This is a genomic window from Ancylothrix sp. D3o (genome assembly GCF_025370775.1).
Lineage (GTDB): Bacteria > Cyanobacteriota > Cyanobacteriia > Cyanobacteriales > Oscillatoriaceae > Ancylothrix.
In genome coordinates, this window is sequence record NZ_JAMXEX010000039.1 from 1 (window position 1) to 19,024 (window position 19,024).

18 protein-coding genes and 1 pseudogene are annotated in these 19,024 nt (G+C 44.5%); 7 read left to right on the plus strand and 12 right to left on the minus strand.

The features are described 5' to 3' along the window. Together NG798_RS25100 and NG798_RS25105 are read left to right on the plus strand one after the other, a co-directional pair. Positions 1-1,221: WG repeat-containing protein (locus tag NG798_RS25100; protein ID WP_261226456.1), on the plus strand; the 1,221-nt coding region annotated here is incomplete at its 5' end. 94 nt (positions 1,222-1,315) lie between these two features. Next, positions 1,316-1,549, plus strand: coding sequence for a hypothetical protein (locus NG798_RS25105; RefSeq protein ID WP_261226457.1), 234 nt, complete (start codon positions 1,316-1,318; stop codon positions 1,547-1,549). 179 nt (positions 1,550-1,728) lie between these two features. Here the strand turns inward: NG798_RS25105 and NG798_RS25110 are convergent, their stop codons facing one another. Further along, a complete protein-coding gene (locus NG798_RS25110) occupies positions 1,729-1,926 on the minus strand; it encodes a hypothetical protein (protein WP_261226458.1) in 198 nt (65 codons plus the stop codon). A gap of 29 nt (positions 1,927-1,955) precedes the next feature. Next, positions 1,956-2,126 (minus strand): hypothetical protein, encoded by a 171-nt coding sequence (locus NG798_RS25115; RefSeq protein ID WP_261226459.1) that lies wholly within the window; start codon positions 2,124-2,126, stop codon positions 1,956-1,958. Between the two features lie 178 nt (positions 2,127-2,304). On the opposite strand from NG798_RS25115, the gene NG798_RS25120 reads away from it, so the two are divergent. Together NG798_RS25120 and NG798_RS25125 are read left to right on the plus strand one after the other, a co-directional pair. Beyond that, positions 2,305-2,499 (plus strand): hypothetical protein, encoded by a 195-nt coding sequence (locus tag NG798_RS25120; protein WP_261226460.1) that lies wholly within the window; start codon positions 2,305-2,307, stop codon positions 2,497-2,499. A gap of 189 nt (positions 2,500-2,688) precedes the next feature. Then, positions 2,689-3,033 carry a hypothetical protein gene (locus NG798_RS25125; protein WP_261226461.1) on the plus strand — a complete coding sequence of 115 codons (345 nt, stop codon included), beginning with the start codon at positions 2,689-2,691 and terminating at the stop codon, positions 3,031-3,033. A 111-nt stretch (positions 3,034-3,144) separates the two neighbouring features. On the opposite strand, the gene NG798_RS25130 is transcribed toward NG798_RS25125, so the two are convergent. The 5 genes and pseudogenes from NG798_RS25130 to NG798_RS25145 all read right to left on the minus strand — a co-directional run bounded on the left by NG798_RS25130 (position 3,145) and on the right by NG798_RS25145 (position 9,231). After that, positions 3,145-5,859, minus strand: a complete 2,715-nt coding sequence (locus NG798_RS25130; RefSeq protein WP_261226462.1) for an HAD-IC family P-type ATPase — start codon at positions 5,857-5,859, stop codon at positions 3,145-3,147. A 75-nt stretch (positions 5,860-5,934) separates the two neighbouring features. After that, positions 5,935-6,603, minus strand: a complete 669-nt coding sequence (locus NG798_RS25135; RefSeq protein WP_261226463.1) for a response regulator transcription factor — start codon at positions 6,601-6,603, stop codon at positions 5,935-5,937. Between the two features lie 83 nt (positions 6,604-6,686). After that, positions 6,687-6,770: pseudogene (locus NG798_RS28290) on the minus strand (hypothetical protein); the annotation flags it as partial. Positions 6,771-7,194: 424 nt separating this feature from the next. Next, positions 7,195-7,776: a Uma2 family endonuclease gene (locus NG798_RS25140; RefSeq protein WP_261226464.1), complete on the minus strand. Its 582-nt coding sequence runs from the start codon at positions 7,774-7,776 to the stop codon at positions 7,195-7,197. A 33-nt stretch (positions 7,777-7,809) separates the two neighbouring features. Next, the gene (locus tag NG798_RS25145; RefSeq protein WP_261226465.1) at positions 7,810-9,231 is read right to left on the minus strand and encodes a cell wall metabolism sensor histidine kinase WalK; all 1,422 of its coding nucleotides are present in this window, start codon (positions 9,229-9,231) and stop codon (positions 7,810-7,812) included. A gap of 324 nt (positions 9,232-9,555) precedes the next feature. Between NG798_RS25145 and NG798_RS25150 the strand changes: the two genes are divergently transcribed. Beyond that, positions 9,556-9,999: a hypothetical protein gene (locus NG798_RS25150; protein WP_261226466.1), complete on the plus strand. Its 444-nt coding sequence runs from the start codon at positions 9,556-9,558 to the stop codon at positions 9,997-9,999. Between the two features lie 84 nt (positions 10,000-10,083). On the opposite strand, the gene NG798_RS25155 is transcribed toward NG798_RS25150, so the two are convergent. Genes NG798_RS25155 through NG798_RS25165 form a run of 3 tightly spaced genes read right to left on the minus strand, consistent with a single transcriptional unit; the run spans position 10,084 to position 11,087 of the window. Next, positions 10,084-10,413: a hypothetical protein gene (locus NG798_RS25155; protein ID WP_261226467.1), complete on the minus strand. Its 330-nt coding sequence runs from the start codon at positions 10,411-10,413 to the stop codon at positions 10,084-10,086. Continuing rightward, complete coding sequence (locus NG798_RS25160) at positions 10,364-10,876, minus strand: hypothetical protein (protein ID WP_261226468.1); 513 nt, start codon at positions 10,874-10,876, stop codon at positions 10,364-10,366. The genes NG798_RS25155 and NG798_RS25160 overlap by 50 nt, the downstream gene beginning before the upstream one ends. 7 nt (positions 10,877-10,883) lie before the next feature. Further along, on the minus strand, positions 10,884-11,087 hold the full coding sequence (locus NG798_RS25165; RefSeq protein WP_261226469.1) for a hypothetical protein: 204 nt from the start codon (positions 11,085-11,087) through the stop codon (positions 10,884-10,886). A gap of 747 nt (positions 11,088-11,834) precedes the next feature. Here NG798_RS25165 and NG798_RS25170 point away from each other — a divergent pair. Then, positions 11,835-17,549 carry an AAA family ATPase gene (locus tag NG798_RS25170; RefSeq protein ID WP_261226470.1) on the plus strand — a complete coding sequence of 1,905 codons (5,715 nt, stop codon included), beginning with the start codon at positions 11,835-11,837 and terminating at the stop codon, positions 17,547-17,549. Between the two features lie 413 nt (positions 17,550-17,962). Here NG798_RS25170 and NG798_RS25175 read toward each other — a convergent pair whose 3' ends face one another. Further along, the gene (locus NG798_RS25175; RefSeq protein ID WP_261226471.1) at positions 17,963-18,094 is read right to left on the minus strand and encodes a hypothetical protein; all 132 of its coding nucleotides are present in this window, start codon (positions 18,092-18,094) and stop codon (positions 17,963-17,965) included. Positions 18,095-18,243: 149 nt separating this feature from the next. Continuing rightward, a complete protein-coding gene (locus tag NG798_RS25180) occupies positions 18,244-18,657 on the minus strand; it encodes a hypothetical protein (protein WP_261226472.1) in 414 nt (137 codons plus the stop codon). Between NG798_RS25180 and NG798_RS25185 the strand changes: the two genes are divergently transcribed. Beyond that, positions 18,635-19,012, plus strand: a complete 378-nt coding sequence (locus NG798_RS25185; RefSeq protein WP_261226473.1) for a hypothetical protein — start codon at positions 18,635-18,637, stop codon at positions 19,010-19,012. The genes NG798_RS25180 and NG798_RS25185 overlap by 23 nt on opposite strands. Positions 19,013-19,024: the final 12 nt, after the last annotated feature.

A 19,024-nucleotide genomic window follows, 5' to 3' on the forward strand; every position in this document is an offset into this window, starting at 1 on the left:
CGCACTCAGGCGCTTGCTATTCTTGCCAATGCAGCTTCTTTAAGCAGTTCAGAAGCTCCTGACATCGTGCTGCAACGTTACTTTGATGATGGCACTTCTGTGCCGGCCTATGCAAAACCGGCTCTGGCTGCTGCAACAGTTGGGCGCTTGGTAGTTAACTATCCTAACATTCGCCAACTACGCCCCAATCAATCCGCAACTCGTGGAGAAGTTGCTGCTTTCCTTTGCCAAGCTCTCAATTTACCACGCACAGTCCCACTGTCTTATATTGCGGATAATAATCGATTTGTTATCCCGCCTGAATGGGGCGGTGCTTCTCGTTTGAGTGAAGGATTATTAAGTGTTTTAAACAATGGCAAGTTCGGCTACATGGACTCCCAGGGAAACATCATCATTGCACCGCAATTTGATGAGGCGCTTCCTATTTATGAAGGATTAGCAGCCGTAAGGAGGGGAGAAAAATGGGGTTTTATTGAGCGCACGGGCAAGTTTGTTATTTCACCGCAGTTTAATCTGGTTGTCGTAGGTTTTCAAGATGGATTGGCGAGAGTGTTTTTGGAAGACTATCAAGTTCGTTTTATAGACAAAACAGGCAAAATTATCCTTCAACCCCAATCAAAGGAAGTTAATGCTTTTTCGGAAGGGTTAGCAGCGATAAAAATCAATGGCTTATGGGGCTACATGGACAAAACCGGCACGATTGTCATTCAACCACAGTTTGAGGAAGCAAAAAGGTTTTCTGAAGGGCTTGCGCCTGTGCGATTAAAATATGTTTGGGGTTACATAGACAAAACCGGCAAATTTATCATAGAACCACAATTTCATAATGCGGAATCCTTTTCGGATAATTTAGCTGCCGTTCAAGCTCAAATTACCGATGCTCCAGATCGTTGGGGTTATATTAATCGCACCGGCTCATTAGTTATTCCCACGCAATTTTCTGCTCCAACTGAAGATTTTAGAGGACGGGTTGTTACAGCCTTTAATAAAGGGTTTGCTATGGTTCGGAAAGGGGAACAAGTTGGTTTTATTGATCGTGCGGGGAAATGGATACCCGCACCACAAGTTGCTGATTTTGATACTCTCATAGATGGGATGGCAAGAGTTAATGTCGGGGGTACTTGGGTAAAAGAACAAATTGGGTGTACTAATGATTCCGGTTGTGAATATGCTACGAATTTAAAAGGTGGTAAAGTCGGTTATATTCGTGTCCCTGAATGACAATGATAATGATGGGGAGTTATTATTGTTTGGGAGGCTGAAAATTGAACCGCTAAACAGTTAGCTAAAAATCTATTTCGATACACCGGCCCCGATGGATCTATGCTCGCTCGGCGCGGATTTGGAAGAGCCGGTTCTTGTAGTGGGCCGGTGGATGCTGGATGGCCGGTGGATTTTTTGGGGCCGGTGGATGTTCGGAGGCCGGTGTCACGCTCGTCCATGCTTTTTTTCATGGGATTTTACAAGCCGGCTTAGGCAAATTACCGCACCGGCACCCCAAGCAAACATTGGCCAATCTCATATCCCACCGGCACAAACTAAAACATAGACAAATTACGGCACCGGCACCCAAATAAACCTAAACAAATCCCGTATTTCATCGGCCCCAAAAAACCTGGACAAATCACGCAATACCATCGGCTCTCATCCAGACTTCCCTAAATAAAAGTAGACCACCGGCCCTGTTTAGCCAACGATCCGCAAGTTATTCAACAGTCAACAAAAAACTCAAGCGCGATTCACCGGCATCAGTAGATTATTGCAGCGCTGGTGGGACACCGGGGGCCGGTGTATGGAGTGGGACAAGTGGATCTGTTGGGGGCCGGTGGATTTTTGGAGGCCGGTGGCTCTATCGGGGGCCGGTGTTACTCGTTCGTGCCGGTGGATCTGTCGGGGGCTAATGGAACTCGTTCGTGCGGGTGTCATGCTCGGAAATTTTAAATCTTATGGCTATTTTAGACCGGCCCCAAAAAAATATAAATTATCGCCGCTCCAGGCAGACACCGGCCAACATCGTATCCCACCGGCACCCCACTAAAACATGGGCAAATTACTGCACCGGCACCCCCAACAAAAATCGGCCAAATCCCGTATTTCACCGGCCCCAAAAAACCTGAAGAAATCACGCAATACCACCGGCCTCCCAATGAACTCCAAATAGTGCGCTAACCACCGGCCTCGTTTAGCCAACAATCAGCAAACCAGTCAAGAGTCAAGAAAAAATTTATTTGGATTCACCGGCATAGGTAGATTTACAGCGACGGTGGAACTCCGCTCGGACGGTGAACGGGGTGCGACAGGGGAATGTTCGCTTTCCGGTGGATGGTGGAGAACAGACGGATGCTTGGGGGCCGGTGGAACTCCGCTTGGACGGTGGATAGGGTGGGACAGGCGGATGTTTGGGCATCGGCAGATATTGAAAAGCTGGTGGATCTTGAAAAGTTGGTGGGTGTTGAGAGGTCGGTGGAGCTAAAACCTGCCCTTCCATTGGCTTCCTAAAAGCCGAGCGCAACCTTTGAGTTACCAGTATTGAATGGCTCAAGAGCCAGCTAAAAGCAGATTTTGATTCACCGGCATCGATGATGGAATAAAAAAAGTCTGTAAAAATGAAGGGTCAAGCCTGGGATTTGGATTCATCGGCACCGATGGATGTTAATAGTTGGAGCGAGAATATTCAGATGCCAATGAATGGATATTGAGGAGCCTGTAGATGTTGAGGAGCCTGTAGATGTTGAGAAGCCGGTGGATTTTGTGGGGCCAGTGGATTTTTTTTTGTCGCTGAATTTTGAGAGGCCGATGGATGCAAGAGGGCCAGGGGTTTTTCTGGTGTCGGTGAATTTTCTGGTGCCGATGAATTTTCTTGTGCCGGTGGATGTTATGAAGTCGGTGGATTGGGTGGCACAGGCGGATGTTTCGGGGCCGATGATTTTATTTGCTACTTTGCTGCTGATGTCAAGTTCGCTATTTCTAACGCAAGATGGGAAGGGGTTTATTTTATTAATTTTGCGAGCGGTTGAGGAGGTTTCTTTATGAGTTTTTAGAAGCAAATTTTTTACCGCAGATGGACACCGAAGTAGATAAAGCAGATTTTTTAAACCCGGCGACCGCCAAAGTTACCGGGTTTTTATTGAGGAATAATGGTGATTAGTTGGGAGGATCAAAGCGGTTTACAGCAGCGGCGATAGCAATCATTGGAATACTTGCTGCAAAACAAACTAACCACTGATCTAAATTCATCGGAGCGGTTTGGAAGATGCTGTTAATAAATTGGGAATTGGCAAAAATAATCTGCAAAATAACCGCCGCTATTACCCCAGCAGCAATGGCCGGCGCACCAGTGACTTTTTCTTGTGACCCTTGTAGCTTTGCCACCAAAGAGATCCCCAATTGACTAATACTTAATAGATAAAAAATTCGTCCCATTACTAGCGCTTGAATTGCCATAGTTCGAGCTAATTCAATACTTCCCCAAGGCGATTGACGTACCCATTCAAACATCGAAAAAATTAATGTCCAATTATACAGAGAAACAGCCAAAATTCGCTTGATTCGATTTGGGGTTAAAAACGCTTCATTAACAGGTCGCGGTGGCTGTTTCATTACTCCGGGTGACTTCGGCTCAAAAGAAAGCGGTACTGTCATCGTGATGGAGTTGAGCATATTTAACCAGAGAATTTGTAGGGATAAAATGGGCAATTCTCGTCCCAAAAGTGTGCTGATTAAAATTGTCATCGACTCGCCACCATTCACCGGCAAAATAAAACAAATCGCTTTCAGCAAGTTTTTGTAAACTGAGCGTCCCTCCTCAACGGCGGATTCAATAGAAGCGAAGTTATCATCTGTTAAAATCATGTCCGCCGCTTCTTTTGAAACTTCAGTACCGCTTCCCATTGCAATACCAATATCGGCTTGTTTTAAAGCGGGTGCATCGTTGACACCATCGCCGGTCATTGCAACAATTTCGCCTCGTGATTGTAAGGCTTCAACTAACCGTAATTTTTGCTCCGGCGCCACGCGAGCAAAGACGACTCCTTCTTCTACGGCGTCGGCTAATTCTAATTTGCTCATTTCTGCCAGTTGGGCGCCGGTGTAGGCAACAATTTTTTTGTTTTTGTTGCGGAAACCCATTCGGCGAGCAATGGCGGCGGCGGTGGTGATGTGATCTCCGGTGATCATTTTGACTTGAATACCGGCTGCTTGGCAAGCGTGAACGGCATTGATGGCTTCGGCGCGAGGGGGGTCTATCATTCCTTGCAAACCGATGAAGGTTAAGCCCGCTTCGATATCACAATGCTGAACGCTTCTTTGGGTAGCCGGTACGTTTTTGTAGGCAAAAGCAAGGACGCGCAAACCTTGTTTAGCCATGTTGTCTACTTGCTCTTGAATAGAGGGAATGTCTACGAGAATGCTATTAGCTTTGCTGTCTAACATTTGCCCGCATCTCTTTAAAACTGACTCGGCAGAGCCCTTGACGTAAATGATGTTATTGCCACGCATTTGATGCAGGGTTGCCATATATTGAAACTGCGATTCAAAGGGGATAGAATCTAGTCGGGGGTTTAAACGTTCTAAAGCTTGTTGTATAAAACCGGCTTTGTTTCCCGCCGCAATTAAAGCGCCTTCGGTGGGGTCGCCAATGACTACCCAGTTCCCGTCTTTGGGTTCTAAGTGAGAGTCATTGCATAACAAACCTGCTTTTAAACATTCTTGCAATGGCGGTCTGTTGCTGCTATCCACTGGCTCTTGGCTATATATAATCTCTCCTTCTGGAGCATAACCGTTGCCTGTTATTGTATAGGTTTGACGGCCTGTATAAATTTCCTGTACGGTCATTTGGTTTTCGGTGAGAGTGCCGGTTTTGTCGGAACAAACGACGGTGGCACCACCGAGAGTTTCAACGGCGGGGAGTTTGCGGACGATGGCGTGGCGGCGGGCCATGCGCGAGACTCCGACGGCTAGGGTGACGGTGATAACGGCGGGTAAGCCTTCGGGGATGGCACCGACGATGAGGGCGATGGCCGGTTCTACGGCGTCTTTGAAGCCACGCTGGTTAAGGCCGACGGCAAATGTGAGTGTTGCCATTCCTAGCACGAAAAATAACCAGTTCTGGCTAAATTGGTTGAATTTACGAGTGAGAGGAGTTGTGAGATCAAGGCGCTGTTCTAGGAGTTGTGAAATTTTGCCCGTTTCGGTTTGGTTGCCGGTGGCGACGACAATACCGGTGCCTTGTCCAAAGGTGACGAAACCGCCCGCATAAGCCATGTTTTCGCGCTCGGCGAGGGGGGTTTCTGGGGTGAGGAGTTCGGTGCTTTTTTCGACTGCTACTGATTCGCCGGTGAGGGCGGATTCATCTATTTGTAAATCACGGACTTTTATTAATCTTAAATCTGCGGGAACTTTATCACCGGAAGTTAGTAAAACGATGTCTCCGGGGACTAATTCTGTGGAAGATATTTTGATTTTTTTGCCTTCACGAATGATGGTTGCTTCGGTTTGTACGGCGGAGGCGAGGGCGTGTATTTTCTTTTCTGCGCCGGCTTCTTGAATGAAGCTGATGGCGGCGTTTGTGGTGGTGACTCCCCAAATAACGCCGGCGTTGATAAATTCACCGAGGAGGGCTTTAATTAGGCCGGCACTTAGGAGGATAATTAATAGGGGTTGGTTGAATTGGAGGATGAATTTTAACCAGGCCGTTTTTCCTGCTTTTGCTGTTATTTGGTTGGGGCCATATTCGGAAAGTTTGGCGGTGGCTTCTAGGTTGGTAAAGCCGGTTTCTAAGTCGGTTTCTAGGAGGTAAGATATTTTGTCTGCCGGTAGATTATGCCACTGATAGTTTTTGATTCCTGTAGTTGTTTGCATAGGTTTCCCCCAAATGTTATTTCTTAGTTTGGGGGAGGGGGATGAGAGGTAGATGAATTTAAGATGAGAGTTTTCTCATAAACAGAGTCGGTAGCCTATTCCTCGGACGGTTTCTATTTTATCACTGCCTAATTTTTTGCGGAGATAACCAACATAAACATCGACAATATTTGAGTTAGGGTCATAGTCGTATCCCCACACATGACTGAGTAGTTGTTCGCGGGTTAAAACTTGTCCGGGGTGTCGTAGAAAGGTTTCGGCTAGGATAAATTCACGGGCAGGTAATTCAATTTGCCGGCCTGCTACCCAAACATAACGAGTTTTTAAATCTAAGATAATATCACTGGCTTTTAATTGCATATCATCTTGTTTGGATATGGGTTGCCGGTCGCGTAGTCTGGCGCGGACTCTGGCGAGGAGTTCTTCAAAGCGAAAGGGTTTAGTAACGTAGTCATTGGCACCGCTTTCGAGGCCGGTGACTTTATCAGTAATATCATCGCGGGCGGTGAGGATAATAACGGGGAGTGTTTCGCCGCGTCCGCGTAGTTCTTCTAATACTTGAAATCCGTCTTTTTTGGGGAGATTAATGTCAAGAATTAGGAGGTCAAAATCTTTGCTGTCGGCGGTACGAATGGCTGCGGAGCCGTCTTCCACGAGGACGGTTGTAAAGCCGTTTGCTTTGAGTCCTTTTTGAAGAAAGGATGCGATGCGGGGTTCGTCTTCTGCGATGAGAATGCGGTTCATTGTATGTAGTGGGGCTGTAGCCCTACCATTTATGTAGTAGAGCGTAGCATTTTTTTATCAAGGTGTGTGAGCTTTTATCCTGGCTAAAGCATCTCAGCAGCGGGTTTTTCTGCTTCTTTTTTACTGCGTCTTTTGTCTTTGCCGTAGACTTTTGCATTAATATAAGCTTTAGATAAAAATTATGCCAAACTTCAGCTATGGTTCGATCTTTGTAATTCTTATTAAAGCCAGATTTTGCTACATCTAACCATTTATCGTTATATTTTGCCTGCGTCCGCTGCTTAACATCAGGAGGGCTTGACATAGAATTGTTAAAACTTTGCCAATTCCCTCTTTATTACTAATAGTCATTGTGTCTTTACCTAAATTAAATTTGTTTTGAATCGGTTAGCTTCATAATATCAAAGCCTTTTTCCCGAAACGTCACTTATAAAAAGGGTAAAATCAAAGCAAGTTTTTAAATGCTGAATTTGCCCACTTTTATATAACCGGCCTCTAACCAAATGTCAAGAGACAAGTATTTATTTTTTTTACATAATTATCAAAAGTTTTGCTTACCTAATTTCCAAAATCCACCGCCGCCACTTTCCCCTACAATTTAGGCGGAAAAATGCGACTTAAATCTAACAACAGATCAGGAAAACAAGGCAAAGGCACTCTTTGATTAGGCAAAACAATACGCTTATTCAAATACCCAATTTTTCTGAAATCATTTTGATAAGGCTCACTGTAACACTCAAGCTGATAATCAAATAAATTAAAAATCCAATAACCCGAAATTCCCGCCTCAGCATAAAGCGATTCTTTGACATCCCGATAATAATCAATTGACGAATCCGAAACTTCCATTACCAACAACACATCCTCTCCTGATGGATGAGCCGATAAATAATCATCTTCCGTACTTTTAGCAATTACAAAATCTGGTTCTGGTTCACTATTTGGCGGTACAATAATTGGAGCCTGACATTGTAGTATTGCCCTATCTCCTACCAGCTTTGGTAGTTCCTTTAATAATTTTCGTAAACAAGTTTCGTGCAATCTGCCTTTTGAATCCATTTGTATCAACTCTCCTCTAATTAATTGGATGTGATCATCTTCATGCAAAAACCCTAATTCCGCGAGTTGGTGATACTCATCCAGCGTAAAACGTTTCGCCTGAATAACACTCATATATCCCTCCTTAATTTTTCCAAATCTTGATTTTTATTTTAAACTACCCTTAGCAAAACCCTCTAGCCTCACCCGAAAAATTGACCCCTTACCCATCTGACTTTCTACCTCAACTTTCCCGCCATGCGCCTCAACAATTGCCCGTACAATTGCCAAACCTAGCCCATAACCCTCGGAACGCCGACGCGTATTAGAAGCCCGTGCAAATCGCTCAAAAATTCGCTCCTTATCTGCCTCTGCAATTCCCTCTCCACTATCGCGTACCCACAAACAAAACTCCCCATTTATTTCCTTTAAACCTAACACAATTTTATCCCCTACATTAGTATGATCTACAGCATTTTGAGCCAAATTCATAATCGCCTGAGTTAAACGCTGCCGATCTGCCCTAATAACCCCATTACCCCTCACTTCTAACTGCCAATTTCGCTCACCCAATGCTCTTATTTTGGCAAACAACTCCTCAATAAAACCAGCCATTTCTAACGGTTCCAGCCGCAAAAAATCTGGACGTTCCGCCTTTGCCAACAACAATAAATCATTCACAAGTCGGCTCATTCTATCCAACTCATCTAATACCAAAGCAATCGTTTCTTTTTGCTCTTCTGGATCATCTCCAAACAACTCTAAATGACCGCGTATAATTGTAATGGGAGTCCGTAATTCATGGCCGGCATCATTAATAAAACTACGCTGGCTAATTAACGCAGATTCTAGCCGATCTAACATCTCATTAAACGTCATCGTCAACTCCGCTAAATCATCCGAACCCCGCACAGCAATTCGTCTGCTCACATTCGTTTCACTAATAGAATGGGCCGTTTCTTTTAACACCCGTAAAGGCTTTAAAACTCGACCCGCCGCCCACCAAGTCAACACCGAACTAACAACTAAAACCCCCACCGTAACCTGTAAAATCACCAACGTAGTATCATTCAACTTTTGAGCATCTCCCGCCGTCGATTGAATCACCACAAAAACACCCTTTTCTTCCCCCATTTTTACCGGCTCCGCCCAATACCTTAGCCTTTCAGTCGGCGCAATTAACTCCCCCTTTTTTATTTCTTGTAAAGTTGACCAAAGCTTTATTTTTTCAGGGCTTTCTTGTAAGCTTGTAGGCATTGCCGAAGGACTACACTTATAAAAATTACCATTGACAAACGTCAACATAAACTCGCCATCCGCTGGAATATTACGGGCAAGAAAATTATCAAAAACAACCCTAACTTTTGAAGAAGGATAATTTTGATATGCCATAAATTTACGGAATTCTTTAACTTCTTGAACAATCGCCATTTTTGCTCGTTCTTCAAGACGAACCGAAAGCACCTGACGAACCGCCAAAATAGAAATACCAAAAGAACAAACAATTAAAAACCCATACCAAATAACAATACGAATCCGAACCCCAAAAAAAATCTTTTTCCACCCAGAAAAATCTCTGAAATTTATCATAGCGGGACTAAAACAAAAACACGATCTAAATAAGTTATAATGGTTGAACAGCAGACATATAACGTTAAATTATAAACGATGGAAGAGGCTACCTCCTCTGCCATGCCCTTTTGTTTTGATTGATGGTCTTATGGTTGAACGAAAACTCTAACGTATTCGCATCTTACTTGAGCTTGTTCGATGCTCTATTTGGGCTTTAATTTTATTTAAGTCCCGCTAATCAATACCCCGGCATCTATGGATCTATGCACTTGGTGGATTTGGAAGAGCCGGTTCTTGTAGTGGGCCGGTGGATTTGGAAGAGCCGGTTCTTGTAGTGGGCCGGTGGATGTTGAGGCGCTGGTGGATGTTCGGAGGACGGTGGATGTTCGGGGGCCGGTACACACAGTGGAGCAAGGGAATCTCCAGACACCGATTGCTCTGCTGGATGGCCGATGGAACTCGCGTGGGGGCCGGTGGTACGCTCAGAAAATGCTTCATCTCATGGGATTTCACAGGCTGGCTGCGGCAAAATATACATTACCGGCACCCCAGGCGGACACCGGCACGAACGAGTTCCACCGGCACAAACTAAAACATGGGCAAATTACTGCACCGGCACCCCAAAGAACCTGGACAAATCCCATATTTTACCGGCACCCAAAAAACCTGGACAAATCCCGTATTTCACCGGCACCCCAAAAAACCTGGACAAATTACGCAATACCACATACCCAAAAAACCTGGACAAATTACGCAATACCACATACCCAAAAAACCTCCGAATAATGCGATCAGCCACCGGCTCCCTTTAGCCAACGCTCCGCAAGTTATTCAACAGCCAACAAAAAACTCAAGCGCGATTCACCGGCATCAATAGATTATTGCAGCGCCGGTGGGACTCCGGGGGCCGGTGGATCTGCCGGGGGCCGGTGGATCTGCCGGGGGCCGGTGGATCTGCCGGGGGCCGGTGGATCTGCCGGGGGCTGGTGGATCTGCCGGGGGCTGGTAGATGAGGTGCGACAGGTGGATTTTTGGAGGCCGGTGTCTCGCTTGGAAATGCTTAACTCCTCGCTGTTTCAGGCCGGCGAACGAGAAAATGTAGATCACCGGCCTCCCCGTCACCACCAGCAGCCAGAGACTTCGGCAACTTTTACGAGTTCCATCGGCTCCCTGCCACCACCGGCCAACATCGTATCCCACCAACTTCCCCAACACCTTGAACCACACCGGCATCCCTGAATTTAATAAAGCCGGTTAATCTGTCTGAGCCCTTGGATGTTGAAGACCCTGTGAATTTGTCTGCACTGGGGGATATTGAAGGGCCGGTGATACTGCCTGCACGGGGGGAATGTTGAGGGGCCGGTGGGAATCTTGGGGCCGATGAAACTCCAAGTGCCGGGGGGACTCCTGACGCCGGTGGAACTTTAAGGGCCGGTGGTAGTTCGGGGGCCGATAAATTTTGAGAACTCGGTTTTCGCGCTAAGACTGATGGATGCTGGAGGGCCGGTGGTTTTTGAGAACTCGGCTTTCGCGCTAAGGCTCGTGGATGCTTGAGGGCCGGTGGTAGTTCGGGGGCCAGTGGATATTGAGATTTCGGCTTTCGCGCTAAGACTGGTGGATGTTCGGGGGCCGGTGTCACACTGAGAGAATTCTTCAAAATCATGGCCATTTTAGGCCGACACAGACAAAATAGAGATTACTGGCACCCCAGGCGGACACGGCCCATACCGTACACCGGCACCTAAATAAACATAAACAAATTGCCGCATCGGCACCCCAAGCGAACACCGGCAGCGAATTAGACCTGGGTCAATTACCGCAATACCCGCATACTCCGAAGCCAGTTCGCTCTCACAAATGCAGACCACCGGCACAGGGGGATGTCACAGATCCGGTTTCTCTATAGGGGCCAGGTGTTTTTGTGATGCCGGTGGATGTCGGAGTGCCGATGGATGTTCGCTTTCCGGTGGCTTTTGAAAGGTCGGTGGATTTTGAAAGGTCGGTTCTACCTAGATTGGCGCTTGTTCCCATTAGCAAACTAGAGACCGAACCTAACCTCTGCGTTATCAAAATTGAATAACTCAAGAGCCAATTACAAAGCCGATTTGGATTCACCGGCACCGATGAGGTAATAAAAAAAAGTATGTAAAAATAGAGGGTCAAAGCTGGAATTTGCATACGCCGAACCCGGTAGATGTTATGGGATAGGAGATACTCAGATGCCGGTGGATATCAAAATGTTGCTTTGTGCTCCTAGGATAGTACACATCCTAGGAGCGGTGCATTTGCCAACAGCGGGGAATATTATGGTGCCGGTGAAGTTACTTTGGGCCAGTAGTGCCCAGGTGCAAGCGAATGTTCACTCAGACTGTGGATTCACAACTGGCCACCTTTATTATCACGCCCGTTAGATGGTTGAAGGAATACTTTACGGGAGCGAAATTGATTTCCCAAAAGTTAGCTACGAAGACATTACGGCATTGTTTAATCAAGGTATAAAAAATAACACCAAAAATTCCGATAGAAAAGCGTGACGGATGCCATAGCTTGGTACATACTGGTTTCTATGATCAAGCATATTTAGTCTTCCATACACTAAATCAGCAACGCCAAAAATTTTTATGTTAAACATTGGTGGATTTTCGATTCAAGCGCAAATTTATGAAAGTGCCAATTCCTTAGTTTACCGAGGTATCCGGGAGTCAGACAACCAACCTATTATCCTGAAACTCCTCAAAGAAAATTATCCCACTCCCAAAGAACTCGCTCGCTACCGCACCGAATATGAAATTACTAAGTCTCTTAATCTGACGGGTGTTGTTAAAGTCTATGACTTGCAGAAATATCAAAATACCCTAGTCATGTTTGTGGAAGACTTTGGCGGGGAATCATTGAAAGTTTGGAGGCAGCAACGTTCCTTTACTTTAAAAGAATTGCTGGAAATTGCCATAGCTACCACTGAAACTTTAGGTCAAATTCACGCCACCAACATCATCCACAAAGACATTAATCCCTCGAATATCGTTTACCATCCACCTACTGGACAGCTAAAAATCATCGATTTCGGCATTTCTACTAAATTAACGCGAGAAAATCCTACCCTCAAAAATCCCAACGTTTTAGAAGGAACTCTCGCCTATATCTCGCCCGAACAAACGGGACGAATGAACCGTAGTTTAGACTACCGCACAGACTTTTATTCCCTCGGCATCACATTTTACGAACTGCTGACAGGAAAACTACCTTTCCAGACAACTGACCCCCTAGAATTAGTTCACTCTCATATTGCTAAACAGCCATTATTGCCCTCAGAGTTAAACTCGGAAATTCCCCAAGTTATTGCAGATATTGTCATAAAACTGATGGCAAAAACTGCTGAGGAGCGATATCAAAGTGCTTTTGCTATCAAAGCAGATTTACAAGAATGTCTTTATCAACTCAATCATAATGGTAGTATCTCACACTTTAGTATAGCTCAACAAGATATTTCCGACAAATTTCAACTCCCGCAGAAACTCTATGGCAGAGCGCGAGAAATTGAAACTTTACTAACTGCTTTTGAGCGAGTTACCACCCAAAGCGAAATGATTCTGATTGCTGGATATTCCGGCATTGGTAAAACAGCTTTAGTACAGGAACTCTACAAACCCATTACCGAGAAGCGAGGTTATTTCATTTCCGGGAAATTTGACCAGTATCAGCGCAACATTCCTTATAGCGCGATTGCCGCCGCCTTTCGAGAATTAATCAAGCAACTCTTAAGCGAAACTGAAACAAAATTAAACCAGTGGCGAGACAAACTTCAAGCAGCTTTAGGTAACAACGGACAAGCCATCATCGAAGCAATTCCTGAAGTAGAATTAATAATTGGCAAACAACCGGCCCTGCCAGAAGTTGGCCCAAACGAATCTCAGAATCGCTTTAATTTAGTCTTTCAAAACTTTATCAAAGTGTTTACGAACCCCGAACATCCTTTAGCAATATTTATCGACGATTTGCAGTGGGCAGATGGGGCATCGTTAAAACTAATTCAACTGCTGATAAGCGGCGCGTCAACGGGATTATTTTTAATAGGTGCGTATCGAGATAACGAAGTTTCCTCAGCACATCCCTTCATGCTAACCCTTGAGGAAATAGCTAAAACTGGAGCCAAAATCGAACGAGTTTCTCTGTCAGCTTTACAGCTAACGACTGTTACTCAAATTATTGCAGATACCCTGAAGTGTTCCGAGTCAACAGCCAAACCTCTTGCCGACTTAGTAGTTGTGAAAACCGGGGGCAATCCCTTCTTTCTGAATGAATTTCTCAAATCGCTTTATACAGAAGGGTTGTTAGAGTTTGATTTGGCTAATCGCTGCTGGCAGTGGAATTTGGAGGCAATACAAGCGCGAGGATTTACTGATAACGTAGTTGAATTGATGGCGGAAAAAATTCAAAAACTGCCAGCCGTAGCGCAAGAAATGTTAAAATTAGCGGCTTGTATTGGCAATGTATTTGACTTAGAAACGTTATGTTTGATATCAGAAAAGTCTCTTAAAAAACCCCCTAGTGAGTTATTCTCAGCAGTAGCCGAAAGCTTAGTAGTTCCTCTTGGCAACATGGGAGATGTAGAATTAGCCATTGCTGCCACAGAATTTTCCTCACTTCAATTGCCAACTGCCTTATCTCAACCAGTGGAATATAAATTTGTACATGACCGCATTCAACAAGCTGCCTATTCCCTGATTCCCCCAGACCAAAAGCAGGTAACTCATCTCAAAATCGGGCAATTGCTTCAACAAAAATTGACTGAGGTCAAAAAAGAAGAAAAGCTCTTTGATATTGTCGGGCATTTAAATTTAGGAATTGACTTAATTATTCAGCCTTATGAGCGGGAATTCTTAGCGCGATTGAACTTAGCAGCAGCAGAAAAAGCTAGAAATGCAACAGCCTACTCAGCCGCCAGAAGTTTTGTGCAGATAGGGCTGGAGTTGCTAACCCCAGACTGTTGGCAAGCTCAGTATGAATTAACTCTGAATCTTTATGCAGCTGCCGTAGAAATTGCCTACTTGAATGCTGATTTTGATGGCATGGAAAAAATGGCAGCAGAAGTTTTGCGAAGAGCTAAAATAATCCTAGATAAAGTAAAGATTTATGAAGTTAAAATAAGTGCATTAACAACCCAAAGTCAGATGTTAGAAGCGATCGCTGTTGGTAAAAATGTTCTGGCACAATTGGGGGTTGATTTCTCATCTGAACCTGACGAAGCCTTGACTAACAAAGCACTACAAGCGCTGGCTAAACAACTAGAAGGTAAACAGATTGAAGAACTGGTTAACCTGCCTGTGATGAGTGATCCTGAGATAATTGCAGCCATGCAACTGTTAGCCATGTTGTTTACGCCCATTCTTCAAGGAAATCCTGCATTACTACCTCTCCTTGGCTCCACAATGGTCAGCTTATCCCTCGAATTTGGAAATACACCAGCATCAACCATCGGTTATGCAGGTTATGGCATGGTGCTGTCTGCTTTTTTGGGAGAGGTAGAAAAAGGTTATTGCTTTGGGCGAGTGGCACTAAGCTTACTCAATCGGTTCAATGTGCGGGAATTCAAGTCCCTAACTTTACTTTGGTTTGGCTGTTTTCTCCAGCATCGTACTGAAGCAATAAGAGCCATAATTCCAACTTTAAAACAGGGTTATTTGGCTGGAATGGAAACTGGTGATTTCCTCTATGCTGGCTACAATATAGTTACTTATTTTGACGATAATTTATTCGGTGGAGTGGATCTGGACGCTTGGGAACCAGAAATGGAAATTTACTGTGTTGTCTTAACAAATGTGAAGCAAGATTCTGCTCTAGCTTACTTAAAAATGAAACAACAGGCGGTGCATAACTTAAAGAAAATTGTTAATGAACCGCATTTATTAATCGGAACTGCCTACGATGAAATGGTGATGATTTCTAAGCACCATCAGGATAATCAGCTTACTGCGCTCGTTAAGGTCTATGTCTACAAACTAATGCTTGCCTATCTCTTTGGCAACTACACCAATGCCCTAAACTACATTTCCCAAGCTAACCTCTATTTGATGGCAATGGCAGGAATGACTCCTACTCCAGTTTTTCATTTTTATGCCGGATTAACCTACTTGGCACTATTCTCTACCCAATCAGAAAATGACCAAGCTAACATCCTCGCTTTGATAAACACTCATCAAACCGCTGTAGCTCAATGGGCTCACCATGCACCGATGAATTACCAACATAAAGTTGACTTAATAGAGGCAGAAAAATGCCGGATTTTAGGTAAGAATTATGAAGCTGGAGATTGGTATGATCGCGCGATTCTAGGAGCTAGAGAAAACGAATACACTCAAGAAGCCGCTCTTGCTTACGAACTTGCTGCCAAGTTTTATCTATCTCAAGGGAAAGAATTAATAGCAAAAGCTTATATGCAAGAATCTCGCTATCACTATCAACTTTGGGGCGCAACTGCTAAAGTCAAACATTTAGAGCAACAATACTCTCGACTATTAAGCGCAACGTCCGCCCAAATTAACGAGACTAAGGTTTCCGCAGGAGTCACAACAACTGGTTCGGGTAATAACCTGGACATTACCACAGTAATGAAAGCATCCCAAGCAATTTCTGGCGAAATTATACTAGATAAATTACTGTGTAACTTGATGCAGATTCTCGTCGAGAATGCGGGGGCACAAAAAGGCTATCTCATATTATCTAACCAGGGACTACTGCTCATCCAAGCTGAATGGGCGCTGAATTTAGATCGCTGCAATGTGTTACAGTCTATCCCCGTCGCCAATTGCCAGGTACTTTCTGAAGGTATTGTTAATTATGTCGCTAGGACTCAAGAAAGCGTTGTATTAAATGATGCAACTCGCGAGGGTCAATTTACAAGCGATCGCTACGTCAAACAATATCAACCTAAATCTGTCTTATGCGTACCACTGATTAACCAAGGAAAGCTCGTCAGTATTGTTTACTTAGAAAACGATTTAACAACTGGAGCATTTACCCCGGAACGGTTGGAACTATTAAAATTGCTATCTTCCCAAGCGGCCATTTCGATTGAAAATGCCAAACTTTATGCAGAAGTGCGGGAAAATGAAAGCAGGCTAACTCAATTTTTAGAAGCGATGCCAGTGGGAGTATTTATCCTCGACTCTAGTGGCAAACCTTTTTATAGCAATCGCATTGCTCAGCAATTAGTCGGAAAAGGAATAGTACCTGATGCTGGGCTGGAGGAATTAGCAGAAACTTATCAAGTCTATCTGGCTGGAACTTCTCAAGAATATCCAAGCGCTCAAATGCCTGTAGTGCGTGCTTTAAAGGGAGAAAGTACAACCGTTGATGATATAGAAATTCAGCAACCTGACAAGACAGTGCCCATAGAAGCTTGGGGAAAACCCATTTATGATGAAAGAGGTCAGATTGCTTATGGAATTACTGCTTTTCAGGATATTACAGAACGTAAAAGAGCGGAAGCAGAACGGCAAAGATTTACCAACGAACTTTTCCAACTGAATAAAGCTTATGAGCGGTTTGTACCCAATCAATTTCTCCAGTTCTTAGAAAAATCCAGCATTGTTGATGTCCAATTAGGCGACCAAGTGCAGTTGGAAATGTCGGTGCTGTTTTCCGACATTCGCAACTTCACTACTTTGTCGGAAAGTATGACGCCGGAGGATAATTTCAAGTTTATCAACTCCTATCTTTCTCGCATGGAACCTGTCATTACTGAAAATCACGGGTTTATTGATAAATATATTGGTGATGCAATTATGGCTTTATTTAGCGGTGAAGCTGATAATGCAGTGAAAGCGGGTATTGCCATGCTGCACCAATTGGTTGAATACAATCAACATCGCGCCAATACTGGCTATGCACCAATTCAAAATGGCATTGGTATCAATACAGGTTTATTGATGTTGGGAACTGTTGGCGGACAAAATCGCATGGATAGTACGGTGATTAGCGATGCGGTGAATTTAGCTTCTCGCGTAGAAGGTTTAACGAAAAATTATGGCGTGTCGCTGTTAATCACCGAGCAAACTTATTCGCGTTTGACAAATCCGGCTCATTATGCAATTCGCACGATTGAGACGGTGAAAGTCAAAGGGAAATCTCAAAGGGTGACGGTTTATGAAGTTTTCGATGCCGATTTAGCGGAAATTAAAGAGGGGAAATTAGCTACTCTGTCATTGTTTGCAGAAGCTTTGTTATTGTACGGCGAACGGAAGTTAGCAGAAGCAGGACGGCTGTTTGCAGATTGTTGGCAGCAAAATCCCGGTGATCGTGTGGCTAAAATCTACTTGGAACGTTGCCAGCAGTAGCGCGAGAATAGTTGAAGTACAATTAGCCTAGTGGTGGGGCGGTTTCTGTGCAAAAGCTGACGTGGGGTACAGGGTCAGAGGATATTGAGAGGCCAGTTCTGCGGAAGGACTGGTGAACCATTAGAGGCCGATGTCACACTCAGAAATTTCTTGATTATCATAGCTATTGTTAGAGCGGCTTAAACAAAATAGAGATTACTGGCACCCCAGGCGGACAGCGGTCGGATATCGTAGCCGATCGGCCCCCAAAAAACCTGGACAAATCCCGTATTTCACCAGCCCCAAAAAACCTGAACAAATCAGGCAATACTCCCGGCACTCATCCGAACTTCCCTAAATAAAAGTAGACCACCGGCCCCGTTTAGTTAACGATTCGCAAGTTTTTCCACAGCTAACAAAAAACTTATTTGGATTCATCGGCATGGGTAGATTATTGCAGCGTCGGTGGGACTCCAAGGGGCCGGTGGATTTTTCGCTCTGCCGGTGGAAATTGAACCGGCAACCAAAATCATTACCAACCCTGGAAGTTGAGCAGGATAATTCATGCTCGTTGAAATAAAATCTTTCAAAAGCCGACTATAAAACCACTTGGATTCACCGGCACCCCTGGATGTAATAGGGCCGACGGATCTATCAGGACTGGTTTCTGTAAAACAGTCGGCGGATATAATTGGTTAACTAAAGATTTTATAAGTTAATCACAGCTTCGGTTTTTAGCAGGGTTCGGAAAAATACCTCTGGCTTTTTCACAATTGTCTAACCATAAAGACAAGTTAGTAAGTTCAACATATCGATAAATGAAAAACACCCAAATAAGTACAGAAAATATTATTAAAGCTTCAAATATATTTTTATTGGGTCTTTTAATTTGATAGAAACCATAAAGCGAAAGAGCTAGAGAGAAAAAACCTAGAATTGAACCGAGCAAGGAAAAAAGAATTCTTGATGCTAAGGCATCTGAATCTATGATAGATGGATAAGCCCCACCTCCAATATCAGCATAAGGGTACAAATCTCGCTTGATATGAATTAAAAATAACATTATAAACCCTAAAATAGAGTTAAAAAGAAGCCAGACTACAACTATGACTTTAGAGCAAGCGTTCATCTCATCACCTTTTGATATTTTTAAAACGCTATTTTTATTAATACTTATTAAACAACTTACCTTAAAATTATTGGGATTCATCGGCAGGGGTAGATTATTGCAGTGCCGGTGGATCTGCCGGGAGCCGGTGGATGAGGTGCGACAGGCGAATTTTAGGGGCCGGTGGTACTTCAAGGGCCGGTGGAACTCGCTCGTGCCTGTGAAATTGCCAACACCGATGGAACTCCGTTCGGACGGTGGAACTCCAGGGCTTGGGGTGCGGCAGGCGAATACTTGGGGGCCGATGGATGTTCGCGGGTTGGGGGGTGTTCGGAAGTTGGTGGATGTTAAGATGCCGGTGGATTGGGTGGGATAGCTGAATGTTTGC

Coding starts and splice junctions, on each gene's coding strand:
- NG798_RS25105 (WP_261226457.1), top strand. CDS start 1,316: ATGGATCTATGCTCGCTCGGCGCGGATTTGGAAGAGCCGGTTCTTGTA.
- NG798_RS25110 (WP_261226458.1), bottom strand. CDS start 1,926: ATGACACCCGCACGAACGAGTTCCATTAGCCCCCGACAGATCCACCGG.
- NG798_RS25120 (WP_261226460.1), top strand. CDS start 2,305: ATGTTCGCTTTCCGGTGGATGGTGGAGAACAGACGGATGCTTGGGGGC.
- NG798_RS25125 (WP_261226461.1), top strand. CDS start 2,689: ATGGATATTGAGGAGCCTGTAGATGTTGAGGAGCCTGTAGATGTTGAG.
- NG798_RS25130 (WP_261226462.1), bottom strand. CDS start 5,859: ATGCAAACAACTACAGGAATCAAAAACTATCAGTGGCATAATCTACCG.
- NG798_RS25135 (WP_261226463.1), bottom strand. CDS start 6,603: ATGAACCGCATTCTCATCGCAGAAGACGAACCCCGCATCGCATCCTTT.
- NG798_RS25140 (WP_261226464.1), bottom strand. CDS start 7,776: ATGAGTGTTATTCAGGCGAAACGTTTTACGCTGGATGAGTATCACCAA.
- NG798_RS25145 (WP_261226465.1), bottom strand. CDS start 9,231: ATGATAAATTTCAGAGATTTTTCTGGGTGGAAAAAGATTTTTTTTGGG.
- NG798_RS25160 (WP_261226468.1), bottom strand. CDS start 10,876: ATGATTTTGAAGAATTCTCTCAGTGTGACACCGGCCCCCGAACATCCA.
- NG798_RS25170 (WP_261226470.1), top strand. CDS start 11,835: ATGTTAAACATTGGTGGATTTTCGATTCAAGCGCAAATTTATGAAAGT.
- NG798_RS25175 (WP_261226471.1), bottom strand. CDS start 18,094: ATGAATTATCCTGCTCAACTTCCAGGGTTGGTAATGATTTTGGTTGCC.
- NG798_RS25185 (WP_261226473.1), top strand. CDS start 18,635: ATGACTTTAGAGCAAGCGTTCATCTCATCACCTTTTGATATTTTTAAA.
- NG798_RS25180 (WP_261226472.1), bottom strand. CDS start 18,657: ATGAACGCTTGCTCTAAAGTCATAGTTGTAGTCTGGCTTCTTTTTAAC.